Origin of the sequence: Agrobacterium pusense (assembly GCF_013285525.1) — a bacterium.
GTDB classification, from domain to species: Bacteria; Pseudomonadota; Alphaproteobacteria; order Rhizobiales; family Rhizobiaceae; genus Agrobacterium; species Agrobacterium pusense.
On record NZ_CP053857.1, the window covers coordinates 559,326 to 580,654 of the forward strand.

At 59.8% G+C, this 21,329-nt stretch carries 18 protein-coding genes; 12 read left to right on the forward strand and 6 right to left on the reverse strand.

The window, feature by feature from the left end:
* The first annotated feature begins 3 nt into the window (after window positions 1–3).
* The 5 genes from HQN82_RS16185 (at window position 4) to panB (ending at window position 5,545) form a co-directional block, all read left to right on the forward strand.
* Window positions 4–1,995 (forward strand): acetyl/propionyl/methylcrotonyl-CoA carboxylase subunit alpha, encoded by a 1,992-nt coding sequence (locus HQN82_RS16185; RefSeq protein ID WP_173615227.1) that lies wholly within the window; start codon window positions 4–6, stop codon window positions 1,993–1,995.
* Between the two features lies 1 nt (window position 1,996).
* Window positions 1,997–2,926 carry a hydroxymethylglutaryl-CoA lyase gene (locus HQN82_RS16190; RefSeq protein WP_173615228.1) on the forward strand — a complete coding sequence of 310 codons (930 nt, stop codon included), beginning with the start codon at window positions 1,997–1,999 and terminating at the stop codon, window positions 2,924–2,926.
* Window positions 2,916–3,692, forward strand: a complete 777-nt coding sequence (locus tag HQN82_RS16195; protein ID WP_173615229.1) for an enoyl-CoA hydratase-related protein — start codon at window positions 2,916–2,918, stop codon at window positions 3,690–3,692. The genes HQN82_RS16190 and HQN82_RS16195 overlap by 11 nt, the downstream gene beginning before the upstream one ends.
* A gap of 138 nt (window positions 3,693–3,830) precedes the next feature.
* Complete coding sequence (panC, locus tag HQN82_RS16200) at window positions 3,831–4,709, forward strand: pantoate--beta-alanine ligase (protein WP_153775854.1); 879 nt, start codon at window positions 3,831–3,833, stop codon at window positions 4,707–4,709.
* Window positions 4,706–5,545, forward strand: coding sequence for a 3-methyl-2-oxobutanoate hydroxymethyltransferase (gene panB / locus HQN82_RS16205; RefSeq protein ID WP_173615230.1), 840 nt, complete (start codon window positions 4,706–4,708; stop codon window positions 5,543–5,545). The genes panC and panB overlap by 4 nt, the downstream gene beginning before the upstream one ends.
* Before the next feature lie 197 nt (window positions 5,546–5,742).
* Here panB and rhaI read toward each other — a convergent pair whose 3' ends face one another.
* Window positions 5,743–7,035, reverse strand: a complete 1,293-nt coding sequence (gene rhaI / locus HQN82_RS16210; RefSeq protein WP_173615231.1) for an L-rhamnose catabolism isomerase — start codon at window positions 7,033–7,035, stop codon at window positions 5,743–5,745.
* Window positions 7,036–7,140: 105 nt separating this feature from the next.
* Complete coding sequence (locus tag HQN82_RS16215) at window positions 7,141–9,237, reverse strand: bifunctional rhamnulose-1-phosphate aldolase/short-chain dehydrogenase (RefSeq protein WP_173615232.1); 2,097 nt, start codon at window positions 9,235–9,237, stop codon at window positions 7,141–7,143.
* A gap of 197 nt (window positions 9,238–9,434) precedes the next feature.
* On the opposite strand from HQN82_RS16215, the gene HQN82_RS16220 reads away from it, so the two are divergent.
* From HQN82_RS16220 to HQN82_RS16250, 7 genes are all read left to right on the forward strand, one after another.
* Window positions 9,435–10,265 (forward strand): DeoR/GlpR family DNA-binding transcription regulator, encoded by an 831-nt coding sequence (locus tag HQN82_RS16220; RefSeq protein WP_173615233.1) that lies wholly within the window; start codon window positions 9,435–9,437, stop codon window positions 10,263–10,265.
* A gap of 50 nt (window positions 10,266–10,315) precedes the next feature.
* Window positions 10,316–11,326 carry a rhamnose ABC transporter substrate-binding protein gene (rhaS, locus tag HQN82_RS16225; RefSeq protein WP_173615234.1) on the forward strand — a complete coding sequence of 337 codons (1,011 nt, stop codon included), beginning with the start codon at window positions 10,316–10,318 and terminating at the stop codon, window positions 11,324–11,326.
* A gap of 224 nt (window positions 11,327–11,550) precedes the next feature.
* A complete protein-coding gene (locus HQN82_RS16230; protein WP_173615235.1) occupies window positions 11,551–13,086 on the forward strand; it encodes a sugar ABC transporter ATP-binding protein in 1,536 nt (511 codons plus the stop codon).
* Between the two features lie 11 nt (window positions 13,087–13,097).
* A complete protein-coding gene (locus HQN82_RS16235) occupies window positions 13,098–14,099 on the forward strand; it encodes an ABC transporter permease (protein WP_006698475.1) in 1,002 nt (333 codons plus the stop codon).
* Window positions 14,096–15,106: an ABC transporter permease gene (locus HQN82_RS16240; RefSeq protein WP_173615236.1), complete on the forward strand. Its 1,011-nt coding sequence runs from the start codon at window positions 14,096–14,098 to the stop codon at window positions 15,104–15,106. Before HQN82_RS16235 ends, HQN82_RS16240 begins: the two co-directional genes overlap by 4 nt.
* Before the next feature lie 3 nt (window positions 15,107–15,109).
* Complete coding sequence (gene rhaM, locus HQN82_RS16245) at window positions 15,110–15,433, forward strand: L-rhamnose mutarotase (RefSeq protein WP_173615237.1); 324 nt, start codon at window positions 15,110–15,112, stop codon at window positions 15,431–15,433.
* A complete protein-coding gene (locus HQN82_RS16250; RefSeq protein ID WP_173615238.1) occupies window positions 15,430–16,812 on the forward strand; it encodes an FGGY-family carbohydrate kinase in 1,383 nt (460 codons plus the stop codon). The genes rhaM and HQN82_RS16250 overlap by 4 nt, the downstream gene beginning before the upstream one ends.
* A 55-nt stretch (window positions 16,813–16,867) precedes the next feature.
* On the opposite strand, the gene HQN82_RS16255 is transcribed toward HQN82_RS16250, so the two are convergent.
* The 4 genes from HQN82_RS16255 to HQN82_RS16270 form a co-directional block, all read right to left on the reverse strand.
* Window positions 16,868–17,704: an alpha/beta fold hydrolase gene (locus tag HQN82_RS16255; protein ID WP_173615239.1), complete on the reverse strand. Its 837-nt coding sequence runs from the start codon at window positions 17,702–17,704 to the stop codon at window positions 16,868–16,870.
* Between the two features lie 250 nt (window positions 17,705–17,954).
* A complete protein-coding gene (locus HQN82_RS16260) occupies window positions 17,955–18,650 on the reverse strand; it encodes an FkbM family methyltransferase (protein ID WP_173615240.1) in 696 nt (231 codons plus the stop codon).
* A 155-nt stretch (window positions 18,651–18,805) separates the two neighbouring features.
* A complete protein-coding gene (locus tag HQN82_RS16265; RefSeq protein ID WP_234904906.1) occupies window positions 18,806–20,728 on the reverse strand; it encodes a putative bifunctional diguanylate cyclase/phosphodiesterase in 1,923 nt (640 codons plus the stop codon).
* A gap of 21 nt (window positions 20,729–20,749) precedes the next feature.
* Window positions 20,750–21,256 carry a putative pterin-binding protein gene (locus tag HQN82_RS16270; protein WP_003585660.1) on the reverse strand — a complete coding sequence of 169 codons (507 nt, stop codon included), beginning with the start codon at window positions 21,254–21,256 and terminating at the stop codon, window positions 20,750–20,752.
* Window positions 21,257–21,329 lie beyond the last annotated feature (73 nt).

Sequence of the window (21,329 nt, forward strand, 5' to 3'; positions counted from 1 at the left end):
ACGATGTTTTCGAAAATACTCATCGCCAACAGGGGCGAGATCGCCTGCCGCATCATCCGTACCGCCCGCAAAATGGGCATTCGTACCGTCGCCGTTTATTCCGATGCCGATCGTGACGCCATGCATATGGCGCTTGCCGACGAAGCGATCGCCATCGGCGCTGCACCCGCGCGTGCCTCCTATCTCGATGGCGAAAAGATCATCGCCGCGGCGAAGACAAGCGGCGCGGAAGCCATTCATCCGGGTTACGGTTTTCTTTCGGAAAATGCCGGTTTCGCCGAAGCCTGTGCCGCCGCCGGGCTGGTGTTCATCGGCCCACCGGCCGCGGCGATCCGCGCCATGGGCGGCAAAAGCGAAGCAAAGGGACTGATGGCCAAGGCTGGCGTGCCCGTGGTTCCCGGTTATCACGGTAAGGACCAGGCGGAGGAACGGCTGGGGAATGAGGCGGAAGCCATGGGCTATCCCGTCCTGCTCAAGGCTTCGGCCGGCGGCGGCGGCAAGGGCATGCGCATCGTCAGGCAAAAACGTGAATTTGCGGCGGAACTTGCCGGGGCAAAACGCGAGGCGTCGGCCGCCTTCGGTGATGACCGCATGCTGATCGAAAAATATCTCGAACGGCCGCGCCATGTGGAGGTGCAGATCTTTGCCGATAGCCACGGCAATTGTTTTTCCCTTTTCGAACGTGACTGTTCGATCCAGCGCAGACATCAGAAGGTCATGGAAGAAGCCCCTGCCCCCGGCCTGCCGGATGCGCTCAGGCAACGTATGTATGAAGCGGCAACAGCCGCCGCCCGCGCGATCGACTATCGCGGTGCGGGAACCGTGGAATTCCTGCTCGATCCTTCCGGCGCATTCTATTTCATGGAAATGAATACGAGGCTTCAGGTCGAACACCCCGTGACCGAGTATATTACCGGTCTCGATCTGGTCGAATGGCAGATCCGTGTTGCGGATGGTGAAACGTTACCGCAGGACTGGGCCGATCTCAGCATGAATGGTCATGCAATCGAGTCCCGTATCTATGCCGAAGACCCGGCGCATGATTTCCTGCCGTCGGTCGGCACCATCAGCCATCTCGTTTTCCCCGATCAGGGCCCTCACGTCAGGATCGACAGCGGCATCCGCGCCGGCGACGCCATCACCGTGCATTACGATCCGATGATCGCCAAGCTTATCGTTTGGGATCGGGACCGAGCCTCAGCCGTGCGGCGTCTGTCGCTGGCGCTGGAAAAGCTGGCGATCTGGGGCGTCACTAGCAACGCCGCCTTTCTGACACGGCTTGCCGGATTGGAAGCTTTCGCCTCAGCCGACCTCGATACGGGTTTCATCACCCGCAACGAGGCTTCGCTCTTTGCTCCAGCCTCGAATGAAGGAAGTGTCATCGCCCTCGCCGCGCTTGGCCTGCTGCTCTCCCGCCGGACAAACGGAATGTCGCAATCAGAGGTGGATCCCCATAGCCCGTGGAACGCGAAGGCCGCATTCCGCCTCAACGCACCGGCGCGGGAAACGCTGAATTTCATGTTTGAGAACCAGCCGTTAAGCGTCGGTGTCACGCATGAGGGTGATGACTTCACGCTCGCAATCGAGGGGCGGACGATCCGGGCCTACGGCAGCCTTTCCGGTGACGGCCAGCTCCTTGCAACCTTGGACGGCCGGAAAAGCCAGGGCTATTTCTTCGCCGAGACCGGCACCTATGCGCTTTTCCTGCATGGCGAGACTTACCACATCAGCCAGCCAGATCCCGTCGAAATCGCGGATTCTTCCGTTCACACCGGTGGCCTGGAAGCTCCCATGCCGGGCGTGATCCGCGCGGTGCTCAGCCGGAACGGTGCTGTCGTGGAGGCCGGCGACGCGCTTGTGGTGATGGAAGCGATGAAGATGGAGCATACGATCCGTGCGCCGGCGAAGGGCATCGTCACGGCCATCAATTGCAATGAGGGCGATATGGTCGCGGCCGGCGCGGTGCTGGTGGATTTCCAGTCGGAAGGAGCATGAGATGAGCTTGCCCCGAACCGTCAGGATCGTTGAGGTCGGCGCACGCGACGGCTTGCAGAACGAGATCACCGAGGTTCCGACCGCGACAAAAATCGAGCTGATCGAGCGGCTGGCTGCAGCAGGACTGAGAACGGTGGAAGCGGGCGCTTTCGTCTCACCCAAAAAAGTGCCGCAGATGGCGGGTTCGAAAGAGGTCTTTAGAGGCCTCGAAAGGCGAGCGGGAACGGCCTATCCGGCGCTTGTTCCCAACATGAGAGGTTTCGAAGCCGCCATTGAAGCCGGTGTGACGGAAATCGCGGTTTTCGTGTCCGCCTCCGAAGGTTTCAGCCAGCACAATATCGGCTGTTCGCGCGCCGAAAGCCTCGACCGTCTGCGCGATGTCGCGGATGCCGCTGCCGTGCGAAATATCCGCATGCGCGGTTACCTTTCCTGCATTGCCGGTTGCCCCTATGACGGAGCAGTTGCGCCCGATGAAGTGGCGGCGATGGCCGATGCCCTTGTTGCGCTCGGCTGCCATGAAATCTCGCTGGGTGATACGATCGGCATCGGCACGGCGGGCCAGATCCGCAAGGTCATTGAGCGGGTGGCGACCGGCATTTCGCGTGAAAAAATCGCCATGCATTTTCATGATACCTATGGGCAGGGCGTCGCCAATGTGCTTGCCTCGCTTCAGGAAGGCATCGTCGTTTTCGACAGTTCCGTTGCCGGGCTGGGTGGCTGCCCCTTTGCGCCGGGGGCGAGCGGCAATGTCGCAACGGAAGATGTCGTTTATCTGCTGGCGGGACTTGGCATAGAGACCGGCGTCGACCTGCTGGCCGTGGCGACAACCGGTGACTGGATAAGCAGGCATCTGGGCAGGTCCAATGCAGCGCGTGCCGGCAAGGCACTTCTCGCCGCCGCGAAACAGAAGGGTGAAGCCCATGGCAAATGAGGTGTTGAGCGAGAAACGCAAGGATGTTCTGTGGCTGACGCTCAACCGACCGGAGGTGCATAATGCCCTGAATGCCGCGATGACCGATGCGCTCACCCATGCGATCCGCGCAGCCTCCGGCGACCATGGCCTGCGCGCCGTTGTGATAACGGCAGCGGGAGAACGCAGTTTCTGTTCGGGTGCAGATCTGAAGGAAAGTGCGGGCGGCATGTTCCTGTCCCGGGACGGCACGAACCCTATAGCCGACGTCATGCGCGCCATAGAAGGCTGCGACAGGCCCGTCATCGCCCGCATCAATGGCCGGGTTCTGGCGGGCGGGCTTGGCCTCGTTGCCGCCTGCGATCTCGTCTATGCAGCCGATCATGCCGAATTCGGCCTGCCGGAGGTGAAGGTCGGTGTTTTCCCCGCCATGGTCGCAGCGAAACTTCTGGCAAAAATCCCATTGGGCGGGCTTCAGGAAATGGCTTATCTCGGCCACACGGTCAGCGCCAGTGAGGCGACACGTCTCGGGCTCATAAACCGCGCCGTTCCCCTCGCCAGCCTCGACGGCCTGATCGAAGAGGTTCTTGCAACACTGCGGCACAATGCACCGGGTGCCATCGCGGCCGGAAAGGCGACGCTGCTCGCCATGCGCGACATGCCATCGGCGGAACGGCTCGTCTTCGCCGAACGCATCATCGCCGTCGTCAGCGGCAGTGATGAGGCGCAGGAGGGACGTCTGGCCTTTGCGGAAAAACGTCCCCCGCGCTGGACCGGCAAGCCCTGAGGCCAGACAGGCAGGGTGTGTCGATCGCCAACTCCGTTAATCGATATAATGGGTTTGACCGCGTTGACCCCGTTTCACAAATCGCGTTCTATCCAGCACCTTTCGCCGGAGGGTGATCGAGAAGCCGGAGGAGACCTTATGCGCCTTGTAAAAACTGTCGCCGAATTGCGCGATGCGATCGCCGTCTTTCGCCGCGCCGGCAAAACCGTCGGCTTCGTACCGACGATGGGTTTCCTCCATATCGGTCATCTCACGCTGGTTTCCAGGGCGAAGGCAGAAAACGACGTGACGGTGGTTTCCATCTTTGTCAATCCGCTGCAATTCGGCGCCAATGAGGATCTGGCCCGCTATCCGCGCGACCTCGCCCGCGACAGCGCGCTTCTGGAGGAAGCTAGCGTCGACATTCTTTTCGCGCCCGAAGTCTCGGAGATGTATCCGCGTCCAATGGCAACCGTCGTTGACGTGCCGGAACTCGGCAGCCAGCTGGAAGGCGCGGTTCGGCCGGGGCATTTCGCCGGTGTCGCAACCGTGGTGACGAAGCTTTTTAATCTCGTTCAGCCAGATTCGGCCTATTTCGGTGAGAAGGACTATCAGCAGGTAACGTTGATCCGCCGCATGGTCGAGGACCTCGCCCAGCCGGTCAGGGTCGTTCCCGTCACAACCGTGCGGGAGCCGGATGGGCTCGCCTGCTCCTCACGCAACGTCTATCTGAGCGCCGAGGAACGCGCCGCCGCCGTAATCGTCCCGCGGGCGCTGAACGAGGCGGAACGGCTTTATGACCTGGGATTGGATGACCCCGCCGCGTTCGAAGCGGCTCTCGAAACATTTATCGCCGCCGAGCCTTTGGCATGTCCCGACGTCGTTGCGGTACGCGATCCCGATACGCTGGCACCCGTTGCTTCCGTGCAGGCAGGGCCAATATTGGTGGCGCTGTTCGTGCGCCTCGGCAGCACAAGGCTTCTCGACAACCGCGTCATCGGCCGCGAGAGAACAGAGAAAAGGGAGGCCGCCCAATGAGCGCCCATGGAAAACAAAAACGGCTGACGACGGCCTCCATCCGGCAGATGAAGGGCGAGGCGCGCATCGTTTGCCTGACCGCCTATACCACACCGATCGCCCGCCTGCTTGACCCGCATTGCGACCTGCTGCTGGTAGGCGATTCCCTCGGCATGGTGCTCTACGGCATGGATACCACAGTCGGCGTGACGCTGGACATGATGATCGCCCATGGCCGCGCCGTCATGCGCGGCGTCGAACATGCCTGCGTCATCGTTGATCTGCCCTTCGGAACCTATCAGGAATCCAAGGAACAGGCCTTCCGCAACGCGGCACGGCTGATGCAGGAAACCGGCTGCGACGGCGTGAAGCTCGAGGGAGGCGAGGAAATGGCAGAAACCATCGCCTTCCTGGTAGCCCGCGGCATTCCCGTCTTCGGCCATGTCGGTCTGATGCCACAGCTTGTTCACACGGCCGGCGGCTTCCGCTCGCTGGGGCATTCTGATGCGGAAACGCAAAAGATCTGGCGTGACGCGATTGCGGTGGATCAGGCGGGCGCCTTCGCCATCGTCGTAGAAGGCACAGTCGAGCCGCTGGCACGCGAGTTGACGGAAAAACTTGCCGCGCCCACCGTCGGTATCGGCGCATCGCCAGCCTGTGACGGGCAGGTGCTGGTTTCCGACGACATGCTCGGCCTCTTCACCGACTTCAAACCAAAATTCGTCAAGCGTTTCGCCGATCTGGGCCCGACGATCTCCGAAGCGGCGGCGGCCTATGCCGATGAGGTTCGCGCAGGGGCGTTTCCCGGGCCCGAACATACGTTTCAGGTGCGCCGACAATCGCCTTCTGGGACGTAATGAAGGCGCGCAGCGGGCGGGGGCGCTTCGTGACCAACACTTCACCTTCGTCATGCTCGGGCCTCTCCCGAGCATCTATTACCGATCGATTTTATGCGACGAAGGCAGATCCTCGGCAAAAGGCCGAGGATGACGTCGAGATAGAGGCAAGGTGTGTAGTCAGCCTTGGCTCCCCCCCTGTTCCAACGACACCGAATTTACACAATCCCGCCGCTGCCGCCGACCGAAGCGGGCCGTTGCGCCGCAACCTGCTTGCGATAGCCGCTTGCCCGATAGGCCGCAATCGGATCGATCGCGCCGCCTGCCAGTTGCCGCGCCTGGGCGAGAATCGGTTCGACATCGGTGCGGTAGGCCCGCTTCAGCGCATCTGAAGCCATCAATGCATCATTGTCCTGCTGGTAGCCGTCAAGAGCCACACGATCCACCAGCAGCGCCTGCGCATAGGCGCGACGGATTTCATTGGCGCTGGAGATCAGGCTTTCGATCGGGTCCGTCACATTATGCGACTGATCGATCATGTGGGCGGGATGGAAACCCTTCACCCCGCGATGTTCGGCGTCCACAAGTTCGTTGAAAACCAGGAACAGGCGGTAAGGGTCGATTGAGCCGGCATCCAGATCGTCATCGCCATATTTGCTGTCGTTGAAGTGGAAACCGCCGAGCTTGCCGAACTGTATCAGCCGGGCGACGATCATTTCGATATTGGTGTTGGGCGCATGGTGACCAAGATCAACGAGGCAGAAGGCCTTGTCGCCGAGCGCGTTGGCGATAAGATAATTGGTGCCCCAGTCCTGCACGACGGTGGAATAAAAGGCCGGCTCATACATCTTGTGTTCGGAAAAGATGCGCCAGTCATCCGGCAACGCCTTGTAGATATCCGCCATGGCTGCGAGATAACGCTCGAAACTTCTGGTGAAATTGCTCTGGCCGGGGAAGTTGGAGCCATCACCCACCCACACCGTCAGCGCCTTGGAACCGATGGCGTTACCGATTTCGATACATTCGATATTATGCTCCACGGCCTGCCGGCGCGTCGCGGCATCCGTATGGCTGAGGGAGCCGTATTTATAGGAGTGGCCCTGGCCCGGCGCATCTGAAAACGTGTTGGAGTTCATGGCGTCGAAGCCGAGACCGAGCGCATCGGCATGGGCCTTCAATCGCTTCGGGTCTTCCTTGTCCCAAGGAATATGCAACGAGACATTCGGCGTGGCGCGCGTCAGCTGGTTGATGACGGCGCAATCATCGAGCTTGTCGAAAATGCCGCGTGGCTCGCCCGCGCCGGGAAAACGGGCAAAACGGGTTCCGCCGGTGCCGACGCCCCAGGAGGGCACGGCAACGAAAAATTCGGCGACCCTGGTTGTGACGGCCTCGATATCGATATTGCGGCGCGCGAGCTGGTTGCCCAGCGCCTCATAGTCGTCTTTCTGTGCGCCGGCGCGCTTTTCGTTTTCAGCCGCGATCACATCAGCGGCGATTTTCGTCTCGGTCATTTTTTCCTCCCGAACGATGAACACAACAGGTGCTTCGACCCGCGACACCGCCACCCCGTCATTCCGGCCTTGAGCCGGAATGACGGGGTGGGACCTGCCGGACGTCTACCGGGTAAAGCTCTGCGCATTGCCCGCATCGACATTGATGATGTTGCCGGTGGACTTTGCGGAGGCGTCGGACGCCAGGAAGTAGATCGCCTCGGCGATATCTTCCGGAAAGACATTGAGTTTTAGCATGGAGCGCTTGCGGTAATGTTCCTCCAGATCGGTCACTTCGATCTTGGAAGAGGCCGCGCGCTGCTCGCGCCATTCGCCGCTCCAGATCTTCGAACCGCGCAGCACGGCATCGGGATTGACGGTGTTGACGCGAATACCGGCCTCCGCCCCCTCAAGCGCAAGGCAACGGGCGAGATGAATTTCTGCCGCCTTCGCGGTGCAATAGGCCGAGGCATTGGGCGAAGAGGCAAGGCCGTTCTTGGAAGCGACAAAAACGACGTTGCCGCCGAGATTCTGGCGCCGCAGCAGCCGGAATGCTTCTCGCGAAACGAGGAAATAGCCTGTCGCGAGAATGTCGATATTCTTGTTCCACATGGCAAGCGTCGTCTCTTCCACCGGAGCGGAAGAAGCGATACCGGCATTGGAAACGAGGATGTCCACGCCCCCGAATTCCACACTCGCTTCCGCGAAGGCGGAAATCACTGCATTCTCCTGCGTCACGTCAAGCTTGACGGTACGCACCGCATCCGCGCTGTACCGCTTGACGAAATCGCCCTTCGCAGCCTCCAGCGCCGCTTCGTCAATATCGGCCAGCACCACACAGGCACCCTCGCCCGCCAGCCGCTCCGCCGTCGCCCGGCCGATGCCGCCGGCGCCGCCCGTAACGAAGGCCACGCGGCCCGCAAGGCTCTTCGGCTTCGGCATGCGCTGCAGCTTCGCTTCTTCCAGCAGCCAATATTCGATATCGAAGGCTTCCTGCTCGGGAAGACCCTGGTATTCCGACACGGTGGACGCGCCACGCATAACATTAATGGCGTTGACATAAAATTCGCCAGCGATGCGGGCCGTCGCCTTGTCTTTAGCGAAAGACAACATGCCGACGCCGGGGATGAGGAATATCACCGGGTTCGGATCACGCATTTTTGGCGAATTATCGTGGCGGCAAGCTTCATAATAGCGCGTGTAATCCGCGCGATAGTCCTCCAGCGCCTTGTCTAGGCTGGCCGTCAGCGCATCCACATCTGGATTTGCGGTATCGAGATCAAGGATCAGCGGACGAATTTTCGTGCGCAGGAAATGGTCAGGGCAGGATGTGCCCAGCGCACCGAGCGGTTTCAAATCCTTCGAATTGACGAATTCCAGAACGGCATCCTGATCGTCAAAATGGCCGAGCTTGCGTTCTTGACGGCCGATGCGGCCACGGATTTCCGGCATCAACCGGGCGGCGATGGCCCGACGTTCGGCAACCGGCAGGCTTTTGGTCACCGCCCCGCCGAAGATCACCTTGCCTTCGGTCTTTCCCGCAAACCATTCGATCGCCTTGTTGATGATGGCGAGCGTCAGTTCGTAACACGCCTTGGCGTCGTTATCCCAGGTGAAGAGGCCGTGGCTTTCCAGCACGACGCCCTTGGCTTTCGGATTGGCCTTGACGAAAGCTTCCAGATCGAGGCCCAGCTGAAAACCGGGGCGACGCCAGGGCAGCCAACCGATGTCGTCGCCGAAAATCTGCTGCGTCAATTCCTTCGAGTTTTTCGAGGCGGCGATAGCGATGATCGCATCGGGATGCATATGGTCGACATGATCATAAGGCACGAAACCGTGCAGCGGCGTATCGATGGAGGCCGCGCGCGGATTGAGGTTGAAGGTGCAATGCGGCAGGAAGCCGACCATGCGGTCCTCATCCTGAACACCCTTGTAAATGCCCTTCAGCGCTTCCAGCTTGTCGAGATAAAGCGTTGCAAAACCATCGAGCTTGATGGTGCCGACATCGCCGCCGGAGCCCTTCACCCACATGACGCGGACCTTCTCGCCCGTCAGGGGATCGGTTTCAAGCACCTTTGCTGATGTGTTCCCGCCGCCGTAATTGGTGATGCGCTTGTCGGCACCGAGCAGGTTGGAGCGATAAAGAAGCTTTCCCGGCTCATCGAGCGTTCTGGCATAAGCGTCGTCCCAACGGCTTTCGAGAAGGCGGGATGTTCCCGTCATATCTTCCTCCCACATGGTCTTCATTCGCGAACCGACACCGGCCCGCCTCCTTTGACGGCAGGTATCGCGCATCCAAAAGCATAATGTCAATCAAAAACGATCATAAATTTTCATTTTGCAGCGCGATATTGATTAATTTGATCGTTGTTGATTGACAACGTAAAGAGATTGCGAATAATCACGATCAGGAGGACCAAATGCACGAACGCGAACGCCATCGCATCATCTTGAGCGCCATACAGGAGAAACCTGTGGTGACGGTGCAGGACATTGCGGAATTGACGGACGCGTCGGAAGCGACCATTCGGCGGGACATTGCGTCTCTGCACGTGCAGGGCAAGTTGCGGCGCGTGCGCGGCGGTGCGGAAGCGGTGCATCCGCCGCAGCTCGGCAATCTGGCCGCGCGGCCTTTCCGCGTGTCCGAATCAGTCAATATCGATAAGAAACGCGCAATTGCGCGCAAGGCGGTCGATCTCTGCAATGACGGCGATGCGATCATCCTGAATGGCGGCACCACGACATTCCAGATGGTGCATTATATGGCGGCGCGCCGCCTGCAGGTGATGACCAATTCCTTCGCCATCGCCGAGCATCTGGTCAAGCATTCCAAATGCAATGTCAGCGTGCCGGGTGGCGCGATCTATCGTGACCAGAGCCTGATCCTGTCGCCCTTCGAGAATGACGCAATCCGCAACTTCTATGCACGTCGGATTTTTCTCGGGGCGCAGGGCGTGGGTGCGCTCGGCATCATGGAATCCGACGCGCTGGTCATACAGAGCGAGCAGAAGCTGATGCGGCAGGCGGAAGAGCTGATCGTGATGGTCGATTCCTCGAAATTCAGGAAACGGTCCAGCCTCATTCTCTGCCCGCTCGAGAACGTCTCGACCATCATCACCGATGACGGGATTTCTGACGAGGCGGCAAGGATGGTGGAAGGTGCCGGGGTAGAGCTGCTGATCGCCGGCGCAGTGGCGGAAGCGAAAACGGCCGGTCCGCCGGATGAGGAGAATTCTTCGTCGGTCGCTTGAGGAGCGCCGGCAGGGAAGTTGCAAGGTTCAAAAACGGGAGGAAAAGGGACATGAAACTTACACGCAGAACATTGACGAGCGTACTCGCGCTCGGCGCGGCACTCTCCGTCGCCGGCCTCGGCGGCGTTGCACAGGCCGCCGACGTGAAGATCGCGCTGGTGGTGAAATCGCTTGGCAACGGCTTTTTCGAAGCCGCCAACAAGGGCGCACAGGAAGCCGCAAAGGACCTCGGCGGAGTCGAGATCATCTATACCGGCCCGACCAGCACAACGGCGGAAGGCCAGATCGAAGTCATCAATTCGCTGATCGCGCAGGGCGTCGAAGCCATTGCCATTTCCGCCAACGATCCCGACGCCGTGGTTCCAGCGCTGAAAAAGGCGGCCCAGCGCGGCATCAAGGTCATCTCCTGGGATTCCGGTGTTGCGCCGGAAGGCCGCATACTCCAGCTCAACCCCTCGTCCAACGCGCTGATCGGCAAGATGTGCCTGCAGCTCGCCGCATCGCATCTGGAAGGCGGCAAGGGCGATTTCGCCATTCTTTCGGCCACCACCACGTCCACGAACCAGAACATCTGGATCGACGAGATGAAGAAGCAGCTGAAGGACTTCCCCGGCCTCAACCTTGTCACCACGGTTTACGGTGACGATCTGGCCGACAAGAGCTACCGCGAAGCGCAGGGCCTTCTCTCCTCGCAGCCGAATGTGAAGGTCATCGTCGCGCCAACCACGGTTGGCGTTCTCGCCGCTTCGCAGGCCGTGAAGGATGCCGGCAAGATCGGTCAGGTCTATGTCACCGGTCTTGGCCTGCCTTCCGAAATGGCCGGCGCCATCAAGTCGGGCGCGACCAAGGAATTCGCGATCTGGAACCCCATCGACCTCGGCTATTCCGCCACCCAGATCGCCTATCGCCTCGTGAAGGGCGAAACCGACGGCAAGCCGGGTTCGGAAATTGAAGCCGGCCGTATGGGCAAGATCAAGGTTGGCGAAAACAGCGAAGCGGCGATGGCTGATCCGTTTGTTTATGACGCGAAGAATATCGATCAGTTTTCGAAGATTTTTTGATCGGAGAAATTGCTGACGGCGGGTGGAGGGTTACCCCCCTCTGCCCTGCCGGGCATCTCCCCCACAAGGGGGGAGATCAGCCAGACTATAACACTCGCTCACTCTCAACTTTAGTGATGGCCTCAACGGTGCCGCATATCGATCTCCCCCCTTGAGGGGGAGATGCCCGGCAGGGCAGAGGGGGGTGCCCTTCACCGCTTCAATTAAACTGACCGGTAAGATGGATGATGCGTATCGAAACGAAAATTTTAGATGTCGTCGAGGCTTCAAATTCAACGCCCATTCTCGAAATGCGCGGCATCAGCCAGATATTCCCGGGCGTCAAGGCGCTGGATGGCGTCGATATTGCGCTTTACCCCGGCAAGGTCACCGCGTTGATTGGCGAAAACGGCGCGGGCAAATCCACGCTCGTCAAGATCCTCACCGGCATTTACCGCCCGAACGAGGGCGAAATCCTTCTCGACGGCCAGCCCGTCAATTTTCACGGCGCACAGGATGCCATCGATGCCGGCGTGACGGCCATTCATCAGGAAACCGTGCTGTTCGATGAGCTTTCGGTCGGTGAAAACATCTTTCTCGGCCATGCCCCGAAGGGCCGTTTCGGCCTGATCGACTGGAAGACCATCAATACGCGTGCCAGAATTCTGCTGGAACAACTCGAAAGCGCCATCGATCCGACGATCCGCCTGAAAGACCTGTCGATCGCGCAGCGCCACCTCGTCGCCATTGCCCGCGCCCTGTCGGTCGAGGCGCGCATCGTCATCATGGACGAACCGACCGCCGCCCTTTCGCGCAAGGAAATCGATGATCTCTTCCGCATCGTCGAAAACCTGAAGCGGCAGGGCAAGGCTATCCTCTTCATCAGCCACAAATTCGATGAGGTCTATGAGATTGCAGAAAACTATGCCGTGTTCCGGGACGGCAGGATGGTGGGCGCCGGCACGCTCACGACCACCCCGCAGGATGAAATCGTTCGGCTGATGGTTGGCCGTGATGTAACGAATGCCTTTCCAAAGCAAGCTGTTACGCTGGGTCCCACGGTTCTTTCAGTCCGCGATTACTCTCATCAGACCGAGTTTCGCGATATTTCGCTCGAGTTACGCAAGGGCGAAATTCTTGGCCTTTACGGGCTGATTGGCGCCGGGCGTTCGGAGCTTTGCCAGTCGCTGTTCGGCATCACCCGCCCGGCTTCGGGTGAAGTGATGTTGAACGGCCAACCCATCACAATCCGCTCGCCGGAAGATGCCATCCGCGCCGGTATCGTCTACGTCCCGGAGGAACGCGGCCGCCACGGTCTGGCGCTCGACATGCCCATCTACCAGAACATGTCGCTACCTTCACTCACACGCACCTCGCGCAAGGGCTTTCTGGCCGCCGCCAACGAATTCGCGCTGGCGCGCAAATATGCCTCGCGGCTCGATCTGCGCGCCGCCGCCCTTTCGGTGCCGGTCGGTACGCTTTCAGGCGGCAACCAGCAGAAGGTGGTGATCGGCAAATGGCTCGCCACCCAGCCAAAGGTCATCATCCTCGATGAGCCGACAAAGGGCATCGATATCGGCTCCAAGGCAGCGGTGCACGGCTTCATCAGCGAGCTCGCGGCCGAAGGCCTGTCGATCATCATGATCTCGTCCGAACTTCCCGAAATCCTCGGCATGTCCGACCGCGCCATCGTCATGCGCGAAGGCCTGATGGCGGGCCAGTTCGAACGCGCCGATTTTTCCCCGGAAAAGCTGGTGCGCGCCGCCACCGGCAATGCCTGAGAGGGGCTAACATGCAACGTCTACTCAAAAACCGCGAATGGCTGCTGGCGGGTATCATCATCGTCATGATCGCCGGTTTTGCGATGCGCGCCCCCGGCTTCGGCCGGCCCGGCAATCTCGTCAACATCTTCAACGATACCTCCATTCTCATCATTCTGGCGCTGGGCCAGATGGCGGTCATCCTTACAAAATCCATCGACCTCTCGGTCGCAGCCAATCTTGCCTTTACCGGCATGGCGGTGGCGATGACCAACGCTGCCTTTCCGGGCATTCCGCTGCCGCTTCTTATCGTCATGGCTGTCGGCATCGGCGCGTTTCTCGGCTCGCTCAACGGCGTTCTGGTCTGGTGGCTCGGCATTCCGCCCATCGTCGTCACGCTTGGTACACTCACCATCTATCGCGGCATGGCCTTCGTGCTTTCGGGCGGCGGCTGGGTGAATGCGCACCAGCTATCCCCCACTTTCCTCAACGTGCCGCGCACCATGATTCTCGGCATGCCGGTCCTTTCCTGGGTGGCGATCCTCATCATCGCCGGCGCCTGGCTGGTGCTCGGCCGGACTTCCTTCGGCCGCTCCGCTTATGCCTCGGGCGGTAATCCGAGTGCAGCCGTTTATGCGGGCATCGATGTCGGCCGCACGCGCTTCTTCGCCTTCGTGCTCTCGGGCGCGCTCGCCGGTCTCGCCAGCTATCTCTGGGTGTCGCGTTACGCGGTTGCCTATGTCGACATCGCCGCCGGCTTCGAACTGGACAGCGTGGCGGCAAATGTGATCGGCGGCATCTCGATTGCGGGCGGCATCGGTTCGGTGGCGGGTGCCGTGCTCGGCGCGCTGTTCCTCGGCGTCATCAAGAACGCGCTCCCCGTCATTGGCATCTCGCCCTTCGCGCAGATGGCGATATCAGGCGTCGTCATCGTGCTCGCCGTCGTCTTCAACGCCCGCGCCGAAGCCAGGAAAGGCCGCATCATCCTGCGGGACCGCGCCGCAGGTGATCAGCCCACGGAGGCCGCTACATGAGCACGCCATCCCATTCAACACAAAGCCCGCGCATCATTCCCGACAAGCTGGGAACACCTCTACGGCGCATCATGGGCAGCTGGGAAGTGCTGCTGCTCGGCGTCGCGATCCTGATCTTCATCGCCAATTCGCTGGCCTCGCCCTATTTCCTCAATGCCTGGAACCTGTCTGATGCGACCTTCAATTTCACGGAAAAGGCCATCATCGCATTTGCCATGGCGCTGCTGATCATCGCCGGTGAGATCGATCTCTCGGTCGCCGCCATCATCGCGCTCGCGTCCACCGCCATGGGCGCTGCGGCGCAGATGGGCGTCGGCACACCGGGCCTTGTTGCGATCGGCATCGGCACCGGGCTTTTGTGCGGCTCCTTCAACGGGTTCCTGGTCGCCGGGCTGAAACTGCCGTCCATCGTCGTCACCATCGGCACCATGAGCCTGTTTCGCGGCATTTCCTATATGGTGCTGGGTGATCAGGCCTATGGCAAATACCCCGCCGATTTCGCCTATTTCGGTCAGGGTTACGTCTTCTGGGTGATTTCGTTCGAATTCGTCCTGTTTATCGCCATGGCCATTCTCTTCGCCATTCTGCTGCATGCCACCAATTTTGGCCGGCAGGTCTATGTGATCGGCAACAACCCGTTCGCCGCCCGTTTCTCCGGCATCCCCGTCGAGCGGGTGAAGTTCATCCTCTTCCTGCTCACGGGCCTGATGAGCGGCATTGCCGCCGTCTGCCTCACCTCGCGGCTCGGTTCGACGCGGCCGTCGATTGCTCAGGGCTGGGAGCTGGAGGTCGTGACGATGGTTGTGCTGGGCGGCGTGTCGATCCTTGGCGGCTCCGGCACCATCGCAGGCGTCGTCATCGCAGCCTTCGTCATGGGCCTCGTTACCTTCGGGCTTGGTCTTTTGAATGTGCCCGGCATCGTCATGTCGATCTTCGTCGGCCTGCTGCTGATCATCACCATCGCCATCCCCATCGTTGTCCGCCGCCTTCGGTCCATGAGAAGCTGAGCCATGACGGAACTCGAAAAATACGCCTTCAAGATGAAACTCTTTCCTGGAAAAGAGGCCGAATATAAAAAGCGCCATGACGAGATATGGCCGGAACTGGCGACGCTGCTGCACGAGGCAGGGGTGAGTGACTATTCCATTCATCTCGACACGGAAACCAACATCCTTTTCGGCGTGCTGACGCGCCCGAAGACCCATCGCATGGCTGCTCTGCCAGAGCATCCCGTGATGAAAAAGTGGTGGGCCCACATGGCCGATATCATGGAGAGCAATCCCGATAATTCGCCGGTCGCAAAAGACCTGGTGACGGTGTTCCATCTGCCATGAGCAAGAGCACCAGACCGGACCGCGTCGCGGTCATCGATATCGGCAAGACCAACGCCAAGGTCGTCGTCATCGACACCGGCAGCGGCGAGGAGATTGCCAGCAAAAAACAGGCGAACCCTGTCCTCCGCGATGGAATTTATCCGCATTACGATGTGGAGATGCTCTGGCGCTTCATTCTCTCCACGCTTCAGCGTTTCGGCCAGAAGCCCGGCTTCGATGCGATTTCCATCACGACCCATGGCGCTTCGGCAGCACTTCTCGATGGGAACGGCGACCTCGCCATGCCTGTGCTCGATTATGAACACAGCTATCCCGCAGCCATTGAGGAAGCCTATCGCAACATCCGGCCCGATTTTGCCGAGACCGGTTCACCACAGCTTCCCGCCGGGCTGAACCTTGGCGCGCAAATCCATTTCCAGAAGACGGCCTTTCCGAACGATTTCGCCAGGGTGCGCAGCATTGTTACCTATCCACAATATTGGGCGGGACGTCTGACCGGCATTCGGGCCACGGAAACGACCTCGCTCGGCTGTCATACCGATCTCTGGAACCCGCGCCGGAAGAGCTTCTCCTCGCTCGTCGAGCGTCTCGGTATCGAGACGTTGATGGCGCCGGTTCGCTCCGCTTTCGATGTCCTGGGTACAATCCACCAATCACTGGCAATCGAAACCGGCCTTTCGCCGCATATGCCGGTCTATTGTGGAATCCACGATTCCAACGCCTCGCTCCTGCCGCATCTTCTGCGCCGCGACGGTGATTTTTCGGTCGTCTCCACAGGCACCTGGGTGGTGAATTTCGCCATTGGCGGCGCGGCGGGTGCGCTCGATCCCATCCGCGACACACTCCTGAATGTCGATGCTTTCGGCCGTCCCGTTCCCTCCTCCCGCTTCATGGGCGGCAGGGAATATGAAATGCTGGCACAGCAATTCGGAGAAGCGAAAGACGAAGCAATAGAAGCAGCTCTCGGCGGCGTTGTTGCCAGGGGCATGATGCTGCTGCCGAGTGTTGTCAGCGGCTCCGGCCCGTTTCCCGACAAGACGGCGCAGTGGCTCGGCGATAAAAACGCCACGGCTGCAGAGCGGCACGCGGCGACATCGCTTTACCTGGCGTTGATGACGGAATTCAGCCTTTCGCTCATCGGGCGGAAAGGTCCCATCCTTGTCGAAGGCCCCTTCGCCAGCAACGCCCTTTATCTGAAGGCGCTGGCCGGCTTTGCAGAGACGGACGTAACGGCGGTCGAAGGATCAACCGGCACCAGCGCGGGCGCGGCCCTGCTCACCGGCATCAAACCGCTTACCGGTCGAGAGCGCCATTTCACGCCGGACGACATTCCAGGTCTCACCTCTTACCGCAATGTCTGGCGAGGCCACCTCGCCTGATGCGAAACGCAAAATGCGGCCGAATGATCGGCCGCATTCTGATGTCGCAAAAGTATCAGCCCTTGATAAAGGCCAGGAGATCGGCGTTCAGCACATCGGCATTGACGGTGAGCATGCCATGCGAGAAGCCGGGATAGGTCTTCAGTGTGCCGTTTTTCAACAGCTTGACCGACTTGTGAGCGGAGTCGGCGATCGGAACGATCTGGTCGTCTTCACCGTGCAGAACAAGCGTCGGAACGCTGATATTCTTCAGGTCCTCGGTCTGGTCGGTTTCAGAGAACGCCTTGATGCCGTCGTAATGGGCCTTTGCGCTGCCCATCATGCCCTGACGCCACCAGTTCTGGATCACGCCTTCATGCACGGTCGCGCCATCGCGGTTGAAGCCATAGAACGGGCCGGCCGGTACGTCGCGGAAGAACTGCGCACGGTTTGCGGCAAGCGATGAGCGGAAGCCGTCAAAAACCTCCATCGGCAGGCCTTCCGGATTGGCTTCGGTCTTGACCATGATCGGCGGCACGGCGGAAACGAGAACCGCCTTGGCGACACGGCCGGCGGGTTCGCCATGCTTGGCGACATAACGGGCAACTTCGCCGCCGCCGGTGGAATGGCCGATATGCACGGCATTCTTCAGATCGAGCGCTTCAACGACGGCAAAGGCGTCGGCGGCGTAGTGGTCCATGTCGTGACCATCGGCAACCTGGGCGGAACGGCCATGACCACGGCGGTCATGGGCGACAACACGAAAACCCTTGGAAACGAAGAACAGCATCTGCGCATCCCAGTCATCGGACGAGAGCGGCCAGCCGTGGTGGAAAACGATCGGCTGGGCATCCTTCGGGCCCCAGTCCTTATAGAAGATTTCGGTTCCGTCTGTCGTCTTAACAAAGCCCATGATCGTTTCTCCTTTGGTTGCGTTGGCATTTCCGGCGCGTCCTGTTGTGCGCCGGTTTGATGGAGGGATGATGACGCAGGATAACGGTTGCGACAATTGCAACAATAATTGAGAATGAATTGCTGTTTATGAAATTATCCTCGACTGCATGCCGCTTCTGGCACACGCAGCGAGCCGACCCACGCCCCTCACGCCCTGGTGAGAACGAGATCAAGGGCGGCCGGTTCCGTAAATTCGACGTATACTGGCCTCAGTCTACCTCGGGATCGTATTCTCTCGGGCCGTCGTCCTTCGAAAACAGCACGCAGGGTCCGCGTGAGCCCCGGGGATCATAGGCATATCCCTTGGCGGTCAGGGCCTGTATGATATCGCGAACGCCAGCGAGACCGTAGAGGTGGTCATGCAGCTCCACGAAAATCCGCTCCACGCCGCTCAGGTCGGCCCTGCCAAGCAGATCGCGTTCCGCACCCTCGATATCCATGACGAGCGCCGTGATGCCGCGGCTCGCGATGAATTCATCGATGTTGGCGGAGGAAATTTCGATGCGTTTTTCATAGGGACCCTGATTTTCGTCCATGGACGACATCCAGAGATCCCTGCGAACATAAAAAGAATAGGAGCTCGGCTCGTCGGCGGTGAGAAGCCCCTGGGAAAACACGACGTTGCCCCGGCAATTGGCCTTGATCACCCGCTCGGCCAGCGTCGCAGTCGCGGGGTTGGCCTCGAAAGCCCATACGGAAACGTCCTTGATGCCTGCAATGATCGACGTGATGATCCCGATACCGGAACCCAGCTCCAGCACCCGATCACCGGGCTTGATGGCTTTCAGGACGCTGCGGGCCTCCTTCGCCTCGTAGCTACCGTCGGTCAGCGCCTGCCAGATGACGGGCGACACCTCATCGGAAGAAAGAGGCAGGGCAACTCCATGCACGTCCAGTATTTCCATGTCTCAAGCCTTTTCGCAAAATCCGGTCGTCTCGCCGCAACGATCCCGTATCAACCGAAAATGCTCTACAGCATCGTTGCGGTAACCGGTATCGGTTTTCGCGCGCGACAGTATCACTTGGTAAAAATTCCAATGGCCGCCAGGACAGGCGCGTCTCAGGCAGAGCTCCAGGCGACGAGTTCCTTGGCCGGCAGCGGCCTGCTGATCAGATATCCCTGAACCTGGTCGCATCCCAGACGCCTGACGCATTCATATTGCTCTTCCGTCTCGATACCTTCCGCAATCGTCGTCATTCGCAAACTGCGGCCGACGCCGACCACGAATTCCACGATCGCCAGCGCATCCCGGTCGCTGGTGATATCGCGCAGAAAGGATCGGTCGATCTTGATCTTGTCGAAGGGGACGCCGCGCAGATTGGCGAGCGATGAATAGCCGGTGCCGAAATCATCCATGGCGATCTTGATGCCGACAGCCTTCAATCGCGACAGCGTGTTGATCGTCTGATCGCTCTTGTTGAGCAGGATCGATTCGGTGATCTCAAGTTCGAGCCGGCTTGGTTCCAGTCCGCTTTTCTCAAGCGCGCCCATGACGTTTTGAATAAGGTTGGCACTGTGGAACTGAACGGGTGACAGATTGACGGCCACCTTCATGTCCTCGTCCCAGCCCATCGCCTCGCGGCAGGCGGTTTCCATCACCCACTTTCCGAGCGAATGGATGAGACCGGTTCTTTCCGCGACGGGAATGAACACGCTGGGAGGTACATCGCCGCGCACCGGATGTTTCCAGCGCAGCAAAGCCTCGAAACCGCAGAGCTTGCGCGTCTGCGTCGCCACCTGCGGCTGGTAATAAACCTCCATCTCGTCGTTCTGCAGTGCCGTCTGCAGATCGGCTTCGAAGGATTTCTTCTCGGTCAGCTGCTTCTGCATCCGAACCTTGAAAACGCTCGCACGGCCTGGACCGATGGCTTTCGCCTCGTAGAGCGCCAGATCCGCCCGCTTGAACAATTCATCCGCATCCACTGCACCGTGCGATATGGCGATGCCGATGCAGGTGCCGATTTTGACCTCCTGCTCACCCAGCTGATAGGTGCGGCTGATCTGATCGATGAGCTTGGTGGCAAGACGGCGCGCGGCGTCCTCATTCAGATCGTCGGAGACAACCGCGAACTCATCGCCTCCAAGGCGGCAAACCATGTCATAATCGCCGCCGATAGCCGAGAGGCGCTGCGCCACGGCCTGAAGCAGCGCATCGCCTGCATCGTGGCCGAGCGTGTCGTTGACATCCTTGAACCCGTCGAGATCGAGCAACAATATGGCTGTCGTACCGGTGCCCCCGAAGGATCGGCGCAGCCGCTCGATCAGTTCCTGCCGGAACAGCGCCCGGTTCGGCAGGCCCGTCAGCGCATCGTGATAGGCATCATGCTCCAGGCGGACATTCTTTGCCTGCAACTCCAGCGTCGCGGCGCGCAGATCGTCCGTCAGCCCGCGCATGCTTTTCTGCGCGCGATTCAGGAGATCGTTCTGGCGAAGCAGCAATATGACAAGCGCGATGCCACACAGGATGAGACCGCCGGCCAGCGCCGTATAGACGATGTGGAGCTTGCGGACATCCTCATGGGCGGTATCAATCAGATTCACATCATACGCAACGGAAGACGAGGCGAGCGTCGTCATCGGCGCATCCAGCGCGCTCATCGCGGCAAGAAGATCCGGCACGTCGCTCGAATTCAAGCTGTTTATCTGCTGTTCGAGACGCGCCAGAACGGCGTCAAGGCGGGTCACCAGATCCCGCCATTGCTGCTTTTCATTGATGAAAGCGCCGAGGTTGCCCTGCTTCAACAGCTCCAGGCGACTGAGCATGATATCCAGACGCAGCTGCAATTCATCCCGGTCAACCCTGCCGGGATTAAGCGCGAACACAGCGAGTTTATTCTGGAGGCGCAGATATTCGGCTACGGTCTGGCTGACGGCCCATGAGTCATTATAGCGGGCGAACTTCTGCAGAGCGGTCTGCCGCTCGGCAATGACGAAAGCGATATAGCCCGTTGCCAGGACGAAGCAACAGATGATCACCGCCACAAGTTTTCGCAAACGGCACCTTTATTCCACTATCAGTTTGGCAACTTGCCATGCGGACCGCGAATAATAAGTCTGCTTCTGCAGTTCCGGGTCGCTGTCATAGGGATAGATGACAAACAACGGGCCCTTTTCGCGTACTGTCATATAATTGCCGTCCAGTTTGATGGCGAGGATAACATTGAATTTCTTAAAGTCTTCAACTGGTATCGTGCTCACATAATCGTTGAGAGCCACCGCAGTGACACTGGTGCCCTTTGCACCGACGACATCCATCAGCTTGGCAAGCGACACACCGTCAAAGCGGACACGGCCGTCGTGCCACGGCGTCGTCGTCTCCACGGTGTCCATGCCGAGCGCTTCCAGCATGTCGCGGTCAAATTCCGCAGCTCCATCGGTATTAGTGTTGGTGATGTTGCCGGATATGGTTAATATCGGCTTGCCCTGCGGCTTGGCTATGTCTCCCGCCTCGGCACAGGAAAGCCACACGAGCGACATGAACGCACTGAGAAGTACCCGGGCGAAATTCATAATTTTTCTCCATCGATAACGTTCAGGTCGAGGGTTTTCGCCAACCCTGGAAGGTCAAGGGAACCGCCAACAG